The organism is Pedobacter kyungheensis (assembly GCF_000812965.1).
In the GTDB taxonomy this organism is placed as follows: domain Bacteria; phylum Bacteroidota; class Bacteroidia; order Sphingobacteriales; family Sphingobacteriaceae; genus Pedobacter; species Pedobacter kyungheensis.
In genome coordinates this window covers 41196-54811 of sequence record NZ_JSYN01000010.1, presented here as the reverse complement: position 1 = coordinate 54811, position 13616 = coordinate 41196, and the positions used below count along the sequence as shown (strand labels likewise).

The window sequence follows — 13616 nt, the reverse complement described above, 5'->3', positions numbered from 1 at the left end:
AAATTACCTTTAATTATTTTAAATAAAAGTATTTAAAAAGGTTAAGGTTTTGAAACAAATTAAGCACACCGGTTCTATTTTTAAATTTTATTACAGAGATTTATAACATGAAGATAGCTACTTATAATGTAAACGGCGTAAATGGCCGTTTGCCTGTTTTATTGCGCTGGCTGGAAGAAACACAGCCTGATGTGGTTTGTTTGCAGGAATTAAAAGCACCTGAAGAAAAATTTCCGGAACAGGCCATTAAAGATGCAGGCTATAACGCCATCTGGCATGGGCAAAAAAGCTGGAATGGTGTAGCTATTTTGGCCAGGAATTTAGAAATAAAAGAATCAAGAAGAGGTTTAGATGGCGATCCGGAAGACTTACAAAGTCGCTATATCGAGGCTACTGTAAATGGCGTACTTATCGGTTGCCTTTATTTACCCAATGGCAACCCTGCACCAGGACCCAAGTTCGATTATAAATTACAGTGGTTTGAGCGTTTTGCAGCGCACGCAGCTAAGCTCTTAGCAAGTGGTACACCTGTAATTTTAGCAGGCGATTATAATGTGATCCCAACTGAGCTGGATGCCTATAAGCCTGAACGCTGGGTAGAAGACGCCTTATTCCGCCCGGAAACGCGCGAGGCTTTTAAGAATTTATTGGCTCAGGGTTGGACAGATGCGATCAGAAAGTTATATCCTGATGAAACCATTTATACCTTCTGGGATTATTTCCGTAATGCTTATGGCCGTAATGCAGGCTTAAGGATCGATCATTTTTTGCTGAGTCCAACGGCCAGCAATCGCTTAATTTCTGCAGGAGTTGACAGGGAGGTAAGAGGTTGGGAAAAAACCAGCGATCATGGCCCCGTTTGGATCACCTTAAAAGCAGAATAATTGATAAGAGAAGCACTATTTCTTCAGATCGGTTATATCTAATGTAGTGCCTACCAATTTTAAAGATTCGCCGTCGGGTTGCGACATGATCGCGTCTGCCCTGAGCCACCTGATTTCTCCATCCGGACGGCGGATTCTGTATATCGAATGAAAAATACCCTGCTCATTAGATACGGTAAGTTCGATATCATCCTGCACACGATCCAGGTCTTCGGGCAGGATTAAGCCCAATATGGTTTCGTAAGTTAAGACCCTATCAACAGGATAGCCAAAAATTTTTTTAAATGATGTGCTCGAGCGGAGTGTACATGTTGGCAAACTTAGCTCCCAAAAACCCAGTTCAAGCTGATTAAAAACCACATCCCAATGCCCGTCGCAAATCAGGGAAAGATCCAGTGTCCTATGGTTTAATCTCATAAAATTGAATAAACTATCTGATAAATATAATTAAAACAATGTAGAGATAATTTGGGCAATAATATAAAAAAGTGTAATCCTGTAAGTTTTAAGTCAATTGCCCTTAAAAGTTAGTTCAATTTCTTACTGCACAAAAAAAGGAGTTAAGTTTAAAACCTAACTCCTTGTAAATTTATTTCTTGAATCTGTTATTTAAATTCCCTGAAATCCTGACCATCGCTTATGTTTAATAAACTTTGGTAAATTAAGCTGATCACATTATCTACATCTTCCTTGTGCACCATTTCTACGGTTGTATGCATGTAGCGCAACGGTAAAGAGATTAATGCCGAAGGTACGCCACCATTCGAGTAGGCAAATGCATCGGTATCCGTTCCGGTTGAGCGTGATGAAGCCTGGCGCTGAAATGGGATATCGTTTTTCTCTGCAGTTTTGATCAATAATTTGTTCAGGTTGGTTTGTACTGCCGGTGCATAAGAAACCACTGGTCCTTTTCCTGCGGATAAATCGCCCTGGGTATTTTTATTGATCATTGGCGTGGTAGTATCGTGTGTTACGTCGGTAACAATGGCCACATTGGGTTTAATGCGTTGTGCAATCATTTCTGCCCCGCGTAAGCCAATTTCTTCCTGTACCGAGTTTACAATGTATAAACCGAATGGCAGTTTTTTCTTGTTTTCTTTTAATAAACGCGCTACTTCGGCAATCATAAAACCACCTACACGGTTATCAAGCGCACGACCAACATAATAACGGTCATTTAGCACCATAAATTCGTCTTCGTAGGTAATTACACAACCCACATGGATGCCCAGTTTTTCTACTTCTTCTTTTGAGGTACAGCCACAATCTAAGAAAATGTTTTTAAGCTCAGGGGCTTGTTCTTTTTCGCCATGGCGGGTATGAATAGCCGGCCAGCCAAAAACAGCCTTAACCAAACCTTTTTCGGTGTGGATATTTACCCTTTTTGATGGCGCAATCTGATGATCTGAGCCACCGTTGCGGATTACGTAAATTAAACCGTCAGCAGTAATATAGTTTACATACCACGAAATTTCATCGGCATGTGCCTCAATTACCACTTTGTAAGCAGCTTTCGGATTGATTACGCCTACTGCAGTACCATAATTATCAATAAAATGCTCATCGATATATGGTTTTAAATAATTTAACCAGATTTTCTGGCCTTCCCACTCGTAACCGGTAGGAGCAGGGTTATTGATGTATTCTTCTAAAAACTGTAACGATTTTTTAGTGACTACACTTACATGTTTTTTCTTGTCGTCGTCTTTTTTCTTAGCCATAGGATATTTGTTTTATAGCAAACTGCAAAGCGCATGGCGATATGCGTTTTGCTGTCTTTGTCAATTAATACGTGAATTCTTTTTCCATTATCACAAAATCATTTCCATCTTTTGAAAAGACTTTATCGGTTTCGTGGAAGCCAAATTTAAAATAAAATTCCTTAGCCTGTACACGGGCATTGCACCATAGTTTTGTCGCTTTTTGAATTTTACAAAAATCAATCATATAGGTCATCAATTGCGAGCCATAACCTAGTTTTTGTGCAGAGGGCAGTACCGCTAATTTTCTGAACTGATAAACATCACCTTCATAAAACAGCGAAACCACACCAGTTAACTTATGGTCGGCATACAACCCGAAATGGATACCCTCAAAGTCATCTTTTAGTTTAACAATGTCAAAAGGCTGATCAGGATACATGGCTTCGTGACGGATACGCCAGGTTAGCGATGGGAATACTTGCTCAATTTGAACCATTGGTAAACTTTCTTTGCCCATAAAATTTATAAATCAGGATATTGATTATGGTAATACCTGTCATGCCGTAGCAGAATAAAACCCAGCCGCCTTGCCCCCAGAGCCATAAACCTAAGGCCGAACCACAACTGGCACCTATAAAACTTACAGACATAAATATGGTATTCAACCTGTTTCTGGCTTCGGGTATTAAGGTGTAAATGCGGGTTTGGTTGGTTACGTGAATGGCCTGCTGCGCTATATCAATTAATATAATCCCGATGATAAATAAGTATAAATGACTGCCTGTGAAATAAAACAGGGCCATACTTACAAGCTGAAGGATAAAGCCAATCATCAGGTTTTTACGTGGATTGCCGCCATCACTTAATTTTCCTACCAGTGGAGCCGCTAAAGCACCTGCTGCCCCCGCAATACCGAACAAGCCAATTTGTAAGGTTTGAAAATTAAATGGTGGATTGGCCAGGAATAATACCATGGTGGTCCAAAAGGCGCTGATAATGGCGAAGGCTAAAAAGTTAATAGCGGAAGTTTCTCTTAAAGCAGGCTGGCTTTTAATGTAGCCAAACATAGAGCGCATTAATTCCCGGTAGGTACCTTTAAAGTTAGGGTAACTCTGAGGGAAACGCCTGGCCATAAGTATGATTAACAAAGCACAAATGGCTGCGGCAATGTAGTAAACTGCCCGCCAATCTAACCAATAGCCAATACTTCCGCTAACGGCCCTTGATGCCAGGATGCCCACCAGCAAACCGCTCATAATCATGCCAATGTTTGCGCCCCGGTTTTCGTCGCTACTCAGGTTTGCTGCCAAAGGTAAAATAAGCTGCGGTACAATAGAGCAGGCGCCGATGAGTACAGAAGCAATTTCCAACACAAAGAAAGTGTGCGAAACGGCAGCAAGTAACAGGGCAAAAATAGCAAGGCCAGTAATGAGGAGGATCTGTTTTTTTCGCTCAAACATATCGCCCAGCGGTACAAGTAGAAAAAGTCCTAAAGCGTAACCAATTTGGGTAAGATAAGTAATCCGGCCTGCCAGGGTTTCGCTAAGGTTAAAATCTTTGGCAATTAATACCACCAAAGGCTGGCAATAATAAATGTTAGCAACAATGAGGCCTGTACAAAAGGCCATCAGGATAATATCGGTTCTTGATAATTTTTGATTAATCTCCATTAGTCTTAAATCTTAAGCCCTGTGTCTTGAGCCTAAAGGATCTGTATGAATGTATTATCAGACGATGGACTTATGACTATGGACTATTTTACAAAGGTATATTTCCGTGTTTTTTCCTCGGATTATTGACTACCTTATTTTCTAACATTTTAAAAGCTTTTATCAACTTTATGCGGGTTTGGGCAGGTTCTATTACTTCATCAACAAAGCCACGCTCGGCCGCACGGTAAGGGTTGGCAAAAATATCGGAGTAAAGTTTTTCTTTCTCCAGCCATTTTTCTTCGGGGTTTTCTGCTGCGGTGATTTCTCTCTTGAAGATAATTTCTGCAGCACCTTTTGCACCCATTACAGCAATCTCGGCACTTGGCCATGCATAATTCATGTCTGCTCCAATATGTTTGCTGTTCATCACGTCGTAAGCACCTCCATAAGCTTTTCTGGTAATTACGGTAATGCGTGGAACGGTTGCTTCGCTAAAGGCGTACAATAACTTAGCTCCGTTGTTAATAATGCCATTCCATTCCTGATCGGTTCCCGGCAAAAAGCCTGGTACATCTTCAAATACCAGTAAGGGAATGTTAAAGCAATCGCAAAAGCGAACAAATCTGGCAGCTTTATTAGAAGAATTGCTATCCAATACCCCGGCTAAATAGGCGGGTTGATTGGCTACAATACCAATACTGCGACCAGCCAATCGGGCAAAACCCACTACAATATTTTCGGCATAGGCGGCATGTACTTCTAAAAAACTATCAGGATCAACCACGGTTGAAATGACTTCGCGCATATCATAAGGTTGCGAAGCATTCTCCGGCATAAAGTTATTGAGTTCCGGGCGGCTTTCATCAACAGGTTGATAGGGCATGTGACTGGCTATTTCCTCGCAGTTTTGAGGCATATAGCTGAGCAATTTTTTTACATGGTTAATGGCTTCAATTTCGTTGGCACAGGCAAAGTGCGTAACGCCTGATTTTGTTGCATGCGTACTTGCGCCGCCCAGTTCTTCAGAAGTTACTTCTTCATGTGTTACGGTTTTAACCACATTGGGGCCGGTAACAAACATGTAAGAGGTATTTTCGACCATCAAAATAAAATCGGTTATGGCAGGCGAATATACTGCACCACCTGCGCAGGGGCCCATAATGGCCGATAGTTGAGGAATTACCCCCGAGGCCTGAACATTTTTATAAAAAATATCGGCATAACCACCTAAAGAAACCACACCTTCCTGGATACGCGCACCACCACTATCATTTAAGCCGATTAAAGGCGCACCGTTTTTCATGGCCATATCCATCAGCTTGCAGATTTTCTCGGCATGCGTTTCAGATAAAGAACCGCCAAACACGGTGAAATCCTGAGAGAATACATAAGTTAAGCGTCCGTTTATAGTGCCATAGCCGGTAACCACACCGTCACCCAGGTATTTTTCGGCCTCCATACCAAAATCGGTACTTCGGTGGGTAACCAGCATACCAATTTCTTCAAAACTGCCTTCGTCTAATAAAAAGTGAATCCGCTCGCGGGCGGTAAGTTTACCTTTTTTATGCTGACTGTCTATTCTGGCTTGTCCGCCGCCAAGGTTTGCCTGTTTTATTTTATCCTGAAGTAATGCTATTTTTTTATCCATTGCCATACGATGAGATTTTAAATTTAAAAATTAACGCCGGTATTGCAAGGGTAGGAGTTTGTAATTTTATCGAAATGCCAGTGTTGTTTTGAACTGAAGAATAATTAAATCTTCAGGTTTTTAAAGTCTGTAAGGTTTAAGATTACGACAAAACAGCCGTCAATTTTTAGTATATTACATTTTTTTTACAGCTCAAAGCATTGAAAAACCAAATATCCGTTTATTTTTGTAACGTCACATTAGAATAAGATTAGAAATCAATCGATGTTTTTAAGGAAGTACAAATATTTAATCGTTGCCTCATTCATGTTTATCTTCATGGCGAAGATGGGCATTTCTGGCGCGCCGGTATTTTGTACAAGCATTGATAAGGAAATTATGAACGCAGTAATCATGCAAATTGAGTTAGAGCATGAGGGCGGAAAGGATTCCGCCAAAGACACTGCGAAATTTACCGATTTCAAACTTATCGAACTTAATCATCCTATTTTTGCTTACGAGTTCTCTTCAAGCCATTTCTTTTTGAAGAGCAGTTTTATAGAGCATTTTAAGCGGTATGTAGATCCATATCACCCTACTGTTCCTACACCTCCTCCTAACTTTATCTAGTTTTTCAGGATAAACCATTTTACATTATCTGATGCAGGCTGCATTTAGGTAGTGGTCAGGTTATGGCATTTTGGTTTTCCACACGATTTTATTCGTTAAAATTTACCAGATAATTTTATTGTTATGCAAAAGTTTAACCCGGCCTTTTCAGGTACGGATGTGAAGAAATATTTTCTTAAAAAGAATTTAAAGAAGGATTTACCCTCGAGTATTGTAGTTTTTTTGGTGGCTTTGCCGCTGTGTTTAGGTATTGCGCTTGCTTCAGGTGCGCCTTTGTTTGCCGGTTTAATTACCGGAATCATCGGCGGTATTGTGGTGGCATCCGTTAGTGGATCTCAATTAAGCGTAAGCGGACCTGCCGCAGGTTTAACCGTAATTGTTTTGGGGGCAATAACCTCTTTGGGCAGTTATCCAACCTTTTTACTGGCTGTTTTCCTTGCCGGGGCACTACAGGTTATTTTGGGTTTAATAAAAGCCGGAACAATTGGCAACTATTTCCCTTCGAGTGTTATTGAAGGGATGTTAGCTGCTATCGGTTTGATTCTGATCCTTAAACAATTACCACATGCTGTAGGTGTAGATTCTGACTTTAGTGGCGACGAGGGATTCTTACAGCAAGACCACGAAAATACTTTTTCGGCTATCACTGCTGCACTCAGCCATTTTAGTCTGGCCGCGGTAGTCATTAGTGTGGTATCTATTTCCATTCTGCTCTTTTGGCCAAAGTTTAAGAAACTTAGCATCATCCCTGCGCCTTTACTCGTGGTAGTTATGGGCGTAGTTGCAAGCCTTATTTTCTCTGGAACGGCCTATCAGTTAAGACCGGATCAGATTGTAAAAATCCCTGTAGTAAACGGTTTTTCTGAGTTCCTGGGTTTATTTACCACGCCCGATTTTTCTGCGCTGGCCAATAAGGAAGTTTACATTGTGGCTGTAACTATTGCAGTAGTGGCGAGTTTAGAAACTTTACTGAGTATAGAAGCGGTAGATAAGATCGATCCGATTAAACGTGTTTCGCCAACCAATCGCGAATTGGTTGCCCAGGGAGTGGGAAATATGACCAGCGGATTGCTGGGCGGTTTACCATTAACTGCAGTAATTGTAAGAAGTTCGGCCAATGTAAATGCGGGTGGAAGAACCAAAATGTCGGCGATATTCCATGGAACATGGTTGTTGCTTTCGGTATTGTTTATTCCGCAATTGATTAACATGATACCCTTATCTTGTTTGGCTGCGATTCTTTTAATGACCGGTTATAAATTAACCAGAATAAGCTTATTCAAGCACATGTACCACAAGGGATGGGATCAGTTCGTTCCGTTTGTAGTAACTATTTTAGCCGTGCTGTTTACCGATTTACTTAAAGGGGTGGCTATCGGTATGTTAATCTCGGTATTCTATTTATTACGTACCAATATGCGTAATCCGTTTTTCTACCGCGTTACCAACGAAGGCGACAAAAAGCATATCAGGATTAAACTGGCCGAAGAGGTTTCTTTTTTAAATAAAGCTGCCATACAGGTAGTTTTAACGAATATTCCGAAAGAAACAGATGTAATTATTGATGGGACCAATGCCCGTTTTATTGATCCGGATGTTTTGGAAACCATATTCAATTACAAGCATAATGCCTATACCAAAGGAATTATTGTAACCCTCGAAAACATAAAGAAGCATTACGCTGTTCCAAAATTAAATATTAAAGTAGAAGAAGATATAAATAAATTATAATTATGTGCGCTAAAACAATTGAAACACAAGATATAACATACGATAGCTTGTTACAGGGTAATAGAGACTGGGTTAAAGATATGATCGATAATGATCCTGCCTTTTTCGATAAACTTTCGGCAGGGCAGAGCCCACCGGTATTGTGGATTGGCTGCTCAGATAGCCGTGTGCCCGCAAACCAGATTACCAACACCAAACCGGGCGATGTTTTTGTACACCGCAATATTGCCAATGTGGTGGTGCATACCGACATGAATTTACTTTCGGTGCTGGATTATTCGATTAATGTTTTGAAGGTTAAACATGTAATTGTATGTGGCCATTATGGTTGTGGTGGCGTTAAAGCTGCCCTGGGCAACAAACAGGTAGGTATTATCGATAACTGGTTAAGAAACATCCGCGATGTTTACCGTACACACGAACGCGAAATGTCAACCATTAAAGATGAAGACCAACGTTTCGACCGTTTGGTAGAGTTAAATGCTATTGAGGGTGCATCAAACGTGATGAATACATCTATTGTACAAAGTGCATGGGCAAATGGTCAGGAATTGGCTGTTCATGCCTGGGTGTATAGCTTAAAAACAGGATTAATTAAAGATCTTAAAGTAACCAGCACAGGACTTGATGATGTGGCTGCTGCTTTTAAGGTAAGTTAAAACATCTTTTTGGATGTTATTTTTTAGTTGTTAGGAAAGCCCGGATTTTATCCGGGCTTTATTTTTTTGAAGTGTGAGGCATATTGCCGGCATCACCTTTATTGCCTTTTTCGGCATCAGTTCTGGCTTCTTCCGAACCAAAATCTCCCATTCCGAAATCGCGGCCCAGGTTACCTGCTTCGGTTTCTACCGTATTCTTTTTCTCCTTATCGTTGCTGCGATGGCGGGGTACCTGCTGATTGGGCATATTGCTTTTATCGGCCGTATTTTTGATATTTTTATCGCCGAGATTTTCGTTGTTTTCTTTTTGCTTTTCCATGATCTGTAGCTGAGGTGTTTATATAGAACAGTACAGCAGAAAGATTGGTTTTAGCTAAGTTGTTTACCCACACAAAAATTTATTGGCTTACTGGCATTATTTAAAACTGGTTGTAATTTGCTGGTTTGGCTTTAAATTATAAGTTAAAGTTTTGCCCTGGTATTTAAGCCGGCAATTTCCTCCTTTGTTTGCCTTAACAGTTGCTGATTCCAGTTGATGATTTTTCCATTTCAAGTCGATCACAAAACCACCCCGAGCTACCAGGCCTTTGATAGAGCCATCTTTCCATGCCCGAGGTAAAGCAGGCAATAAAGAGATGAAATCTTCATGGCTCTGCAAAAACATTTCGGCCATACCTGCTATGACGCCAAAATTTCCGTCTATCTGAAATGGAGGACAAGCATCAAAAAGATTGTAATAGCTACCAGCTCCATTATTGTATTTGGTGTCCATATCAAAAGTTGGTAAAAGCTGTTTGTTTAACAGGTCGAATGCTTTCTCACCGTCATTTAATCTGGCCCATAACGCAATTTTCCAGGCAACTGTCCAACCTACACCACCATCACCACGCGTTATTAATGATTTTTTTACTGCCTCTGCTAAATCCGGCGTTTTAGTTACCGTAATTTCATTTCCAGGATAAAATGCATATAAATGAGATAAATGGCGATGTTCAACTTCGAGTTCTTTAAACTCTTCTGCCCATTCCATTAATCTTCCATCCGAACCAATTTTAGGCCTGGCCAGGTTTTCTCTCGCATTGTTCAACTCTTTAATAAATGCTACATCATTTACCCCCAAAATGCTTGCTGCATTTAAGGTATTGCTAAACAATTCAAAAATCACTTCCTGATCGTGGGTAGGCCCCATACTAATCTGTACTTTGGAACCATCTGGTGCTAAAAACGAATTTTCAGGAGAAGGGGATGGGCCAGAGACCAGTTTGCCCGTTTTGGGATCTTTTACCAGCCAGTCTAAATAAAATTTACTGGCCTCTTTAAGGATGGGGAATACTTTGGCTAAATAGTTTTTATCTTTTGTAAACGCATAGTGTGCCCATAAATGCTGACAAATCCAACCGCCACCGCCAACATGCATCCCCCAGCTAGGGTGCTCGCCCGGTGAAGTGTAGCCCCAAACATTGGTGATGGGATGGAGTACCCAGCCATTCATCTGGTACTGTATTTTTGAAGTAAGTTTACCGGGTTCCTGAAGTGAAGTGACCAAATCAGTTAACTGATCATGACATTCTGAAAGATTGGTAACCTCTGCAGGCCAATAATTCATCTGAACATTGATGTCGGTATGATAGTCTCCATTCCATGGGGTTTGAATCTGATTGGCCCACATCCCTTGTAAATTGGCAGGTAAACTCCCTTTTCGTGATGATGATAATAATAAGTATCGGCCATATTGATAATAAAGGCTATACAACGCCGATTCATTTCGGGTTTTTACATTTTTTGCCATTAGCTCGTTAGTAGGCAAATTATTGCTGCTATGATTTAGTTGTAAACCTGATCTTTTCATAAATGATGAAAAATCGGCTACATGCCGTTGCCGCAAGACCTCATAATTTTTACTAATTGCTTTCTGTGTGATTGTTTTCAGTTCATTTTCGTAATTACTATTGAGATAGTCGGGATAATGTAACCGGTAGTTGGTAGCAGCCGTTAATACAATAGTAACCGAAGTTGCTTTGGAGATTTTTAACGAATTGCCACTTACTTTGATGCTCCCCCCTGTAAGTTGGGGCGTTGCATAAGTGAGGTATCGCATCCCATCGCCGTTTTTGCCGTTGTTTAAAACTCCGCTCATTACTAAACGGTTGTTCTGGGCTGCAGTATTAAATCTTTCGGGCCTATCCAGCGACATAGAAAATGAAATAGCATTTGCTTTATCTGCAGTTAGGCGAATAACTAAAGCCCGATCGGGAAAACTTGAAAAAACCTCCCGTTTAAATTTTATGCCATCTTGTTCATATCGTGTTAAGGCAATTCCTGTAATCAAATCGAGTTCCCGATAATAATTTTTAAAGTTCGATGTTTTACCAAAGTCTATTCTCAAATCGCCCAGGGTTTGATAACAACCAAAAGGCACATTGGCCCCATTTCCCTGCCCGCTTCCTTTGCCTTTACAAACCTGGGTTTTATTGGTTAACTCAGCAGCTTCTTTATACTTTCCTGCAAAAAGAAGCCCCCGTATTTGCGGAATATATTTAGCTGCATCAGGATTGTTGTTGTCATCTACACTGCCGCTCCATAACGATTTTTCATTGAGCTGTATGCGTTCCTGGTTTACATCGCCAAATACCATCGCCCCTAAAAAACCATTGCCGATGGGTAATGCTTTCAGCCATTCAGGATCACTTATCCAACCATTCGGATTATCTTTCGCGGTTGCATTTGCCGGCGAAGTATACCAGATTTTCTCGTTAACCGGCACTGATTGGGCGATGGCAACCTCGATTGTAATTATGGATATTAAGAAAGGTAGGATAAATTTTTTCATAATTGTTTTTTGTATTTCCATGTTGTAGTGCTATCCTTTTGCGTATATGGATAATGGTTAGATTATTGGCATTGCAAAAGCCGCTAAAATGGTGATTAAGACAACAAAGCTATGTGGTGGCACTTGTAATAATTGAGTTCCTGTTCACTAAAAATGGCAGTATATTAGCTTATTTTAACTAAACCTGGACATAAATTGCAAATGATATTCGAATGCAGCTGGTACAGCTGGTACAGAACTGCAGGTCTTTTTAATCCCCATAGTTAATTAACAAATGCATATAAGCCTTTTTGATTTGAAAAAGGATTCCCTAAACAACCACATTACCTGAACTTAAGGTAATGTGGTTAAGGTCTGATACTATTAATATCCTGTATTTTGTACCAGTTTTTTATTGATATCTAATTCTCCCTGAGCAAATGGAAGCACATTGTTTTTTTCTCCAAATTTTAATTGAACGCCGCCAGGGTTTTTTAGCGGAGCCAATTTAACCGCCATTAAATTCCTTCTTTTCAGGTCGTAATAGCGATTGCCTTCCAGTGCCAGTTCAATTCTTCTTTCATGCAGTATAAAGTCTCTCAATTTATCTTTAGTATTGTATACTGTCTGATCAACAGGAGGCATATTTACACTGGTTCTTAATCTGATATCATTTATGGCTTTATAAATAGTGGCATCTGGACCGCTTACTTCGTTTTTTGCTTCGGCATACATTAACAAAACGTCGGCATAGCGCATATGAATAATATTCTGATCTGTTAAAGGTGTTTTAGTCCTGTCGAAAGGTAATTTAGACAGATCGATGTACTTCTTTTGCGAATAGGTAGTTAACAGGGGATCTGATTCATTAAATACGGAGCCATCCGGATTGATGTATTTTTCGGTAGGCACCTTTATCGTGAATTTCAGTCGTGGGTCTCTATTGCTGTAAGGGTCTGCAGCATTATAACCAGATCCCGCCTCGCCAATTTGTTTCCCGTTGGTCATTTCGTACTCATCAACCAGATTTTGGTAGGGAGCAATAGCGCCGTACCAGCCCAGTTCTACCAGTACCCCCTCGCCATCCTGTGGGTTATTGGGCGATAAGAATTTTGTGGAAAAGATAATCTCCGGATTATTTTGTTGTGTTGCTGTGAAGAATAATTTATCGTAACCGCCCTGATACAATTGAAATTTACCACCAGTAATGATATCATTGGCTAATTTTGCGGCCTCTGCCCAATTTTGTTCAAAGAGATAAACTTTAGCTTTTAAGGCCTGCGCACTTCCTTTTACCGCATGTCCGGCGTAAGCAGCGTCGGGTAGATTGGCAATAGCAAAATCCAGTTCCTGATGCACAAATGCTAAAACCTCTTCTTTGGTACTTTTGGCAATTTTGCCTTCATCTACTGTTTTTGGCGCAGTTTTATACAATACCACCCCGCCATATGCCTGCACCAGATCGAAGTAAAACATGGCCCTTAAAAATCGAACTTCTGCTTTATATCCGTTTTTAGCGGTTTCGCTGGTGGGAACCTTATCTACATTATCTAAAAAGAAATTACATGATGCTATTCCACTGTAAGGTGTATTATAAAAAGCCGAAGGTATGTTGGTTGGGTTTACAATACCCTGAGTTAAATTACCAAAGCCAAAAAAACTATGTCTGTCTAAAGCATTATCAGAATAAGTATCTAACCACAATTTACCCCGCCCGTAAAAGCCTGCCTGCAGGCGTCGGTAAACGCCTGTAAGTGCCATTTGCGCATCGGCATCACTTTTCCAGAAAGTTTCACTTGAGATAGCTGCAGTAGGGTTTTTATCTAAAAAATCTTTTTTACAAGAGGTAAACATCCCCGTTATCAATAAGATAACAAAGGCTATATTGCTATATGTTGTTTTCATTTTTATATTTTTAAAA

Annotated in this window: 12 protein-coding genes; 4 read left to right on the top strand and 8 right to left on the bottom strand. The window is 40.4% G+C overall.

Annotation, left to right across the window (positions count from 1 at the left end):
- The first annotated feature begins 107 nt into the window (after positions 1-107).
- Positions 108-884 (top strand): exodeoxyribonuclease III, encoded by a 777-nt coding sequence (gene xth, locus OC25_RS09835; protein ID WP_039475095.1) that lies wholly within the window; start codon positions 108-110, stop codon positions 882-884.
- 15 nt (positions 885-899) lie between these two features.
- On the opposite strand, the gene OC25_RS09830 is transcribed toward xth, so the two are convergent.
- The 5 genes from OC25_RS09830 to OC25_RS09810 form a co-directional block, all read right to left on the bottom strand.
- A complete protein-coding gene (locus OC25_RS09830; RefSeq protein ID WP_039475092.1) occupies positions 900-1301 on the bottom strand; it encodes a PAS domain-containing protein in 402 nt (133 codons plus the stop codon).
- 188 nt (positions 1302-1489) lie between these two features.
- Positions 1490-2605 (bottom strand): M42 family metallopeptidase, encoded by a 1116-nt coding sequence (locus OC25_RS09825; protein ID WP_039475090.1) that lies wholly within the window; start codon positions 2603-2605, stop codon positions 1490-1492.
- Positions 2606-2669: 64 nt separating this feature from the next.
- Positions 2670-3104, bottom strand: a complete 435-nt coding sequence (locus OC25_RS09820; RefSeq protein ID WP_052266101.1) for a GNAT family N-acetyltransferase — start codon at positions 3102-3104, stop codon at positions 2670-2672.
- Entirely contained in the window at positions 3070-4257 is a 1188-nt protein-coding gene (locus tag OC25_RS09815; RefSeq protein ID WP_039475087.1) for an MFS transporter, read from the bottom strand. Before OC25_RS09815 ends, OC25_RS09820 begins: the two co-directional genes overlap by 35 nt.
- A gap of 88 nt (positions 4258-4345) precedes the next feature.
- Complete coding sequence (locus tag OC25_RS09810) at positions 4346-5887, bottom strand: acyl-CoA carboxylase subunit beta (protein ID WP_039475084.1); 1542 nt, start codon at positions 5885-5887, stop codon at positions 4346-4348.
- A gap of 306 nt (positions 5888-6193) precedes the next feature.
- On the opposite strand from OC25_RS09810, the gene OC25_RS09805 reads away from it, so the two are divergent.
- The 3 genes from OC25_RS09805 (at position 6194) to can (ending at position 8886) form a co-directional block, all read left to right on the top strand.
- The gene (locus tag OC25_RS09805) at positions 6194-6496 is read left to right on the top strand and encodes a hypothetical protein (RefSeq protein WP_245221953.1); all 303 of its coding nucleotides are present in this window, start codon (positions 6194-6196) and stop codon (positions 6494-6496) included.
- 123 nt (positions 6497-6619) lie between these two features.
- Positions 6620-8227 (top strand): SulP family inorganic anion transporter, encoded by a 1608-nt coding sequence (locus tag OC25_RS09800; RefSeq protein ID WP_052266100.1) that lies wholly within the window; start codon positions 6620-6622, stop codon positions 8225-8227.
- A 2-nt stretch (positions 8228-8229) separates the two neighbouring features.
- On the top strand, positions 8230-8886 hold the full coding sequence (can, locus tag OC25_RS09795) for a carbonate dehydratase (protein ID WP_039475077.1): 657 nt from the start codon (positions 8230-8232) through the stop codon (positions 8884-8886).
- 58 nt (positions 8887-8944) lie between these two features.
- Here can and OC25_RS09790 read toward each other — a convergent pair whose 3' ends face one another.
- The 3 genes from OC25_RS09790 to OC25_RS09780 all read right to left on the bottom strand — a co-directional run bounded on the left by OC25_RS09790 (position 8945) and on the right by OC25_RS09780 (position 13600).
- Positions 8945-9205, bottom strand: coding sequence for a hypothetical protein (locus tag OC25_RS09790; protein ID WP_039475076.1), 261 nt, complete (start codon positions 9203-9205; stop codon positions 8945-8947).
- Between the two features lie 96 nt (positions 9206-9301).
- On the bottom strand, positions 9302-11716 hold the full coding sequence (locus OC25_RS09785; RefSeq protein ID WP_039475415.1) for a glycoside hydrolase family 95 protein: 2415 nt from the start codon (positions 11714-11716) through the stop codon (positions 9302-9304).
- Between the two features lie 363 nt (positions 11717-12079).
- Positions 12080-13600: a RagB/SusD family nutrient uptake outer membrane protein gene (locus OC25_RS09780; protein ID WP_209435585.1), complete on the bottom strand. Its 1521-nt coding sequence runs from the start codon at positions 13598-13600 to the stop codon at positions 12080-12082.
- Between the last annotated feature and the right edge of the window lie 16 nt (positions 13601-13616).

What these genes read in the sequence shown, in the direction of transcription:
- OC25_RS09830 (WP_039475092.1), bottom strand. Translation starts at nt 1,301, where the DNA reads ATGAGATTAAACCATAGGACACTGGATCTTTCCCTGATTTGCGACGGG.
- OC25_RS09785 (WP_039475415.1), bottom strand. Translation starts at nt 11,716, where the DNA reads ATGAAAAAATTTATCCTACCTTTCTTAATATCCATAATTACAATCGAG.
- can (WP_039475077.1), top strand. Translation starts at nt 8,230, where the DNA reads ATGTGCGCTAAAACAATTGAAACACAAGATATAACATACGATAGCTTG.
- OC25_RS09780 (WP_209435585.1), bottom strand. Translation starts at nt 13,600, where the DNA reads ATGAAAACAACATATAGCAATATAGCCTTTGTTATCTTATTGATAACG.
- xth (WP_039475095.1), top strand. Translation starts at nt 108, where the DNA reads ATGAAGATAGCTACTTATAATGTAAACGGCGTAAATGGCCGTTTGCCT.
- OC25_RS09810 (WP_039475084.1), bottom strand. Translation starts at nt 5,887, where the DNA reads ATGGATAAAAAAATAGCATTACTTCAGGATAAAATAAAACAGGCAAAC.
- OC25_RS09825 (WP_039475090.1), bottom strand. Translation starts at nt 2,605, where the DNA reads ATGGCTAAGAAAAAAGACGACGACAAGAAAAAACATGTAAGTGTAGTC.
- OC25_RS09815 (WP_039475087.1), bottom strand. Translation starts at nt 4,257, where the DNA reads ATGGAGATTAATCAAAAATTATCAAGAACCGATATTATCCTGATGGCC.
- OC25_RS09790 (WP_039475076.1), bottom strand. Translation starts at nt 9,205, where the DNA reads ATGGAAAAGCAAAAAGAAAACAACGAAAATCTCGGCGATAAAAATATC.
- OC25_RS09800 (WP_052266100.1), top strand. Translation starts at nt 6,620, where the DNA reads ATGCAAAAGTTTAACCCGGCCTTTTCAGGTACGGATGTGAAGAAATAT.
- OC25_RS09805 (WP_245221953.1), top strand. Translation starts at nt 6,194, where the DNA reads ATGTTTATCTTCATGGCGAAGATGGGCATTTCTGGCGCGCCGGTATTT.
- OC25_RS09820 (WP_052266101.1), bottom strand. Translation starts at nt 3,104, where the DNA reads ATGGGCAAAGAAAGTTTACCAATGGTTCAAATTGAGCAAGTATTCCCA.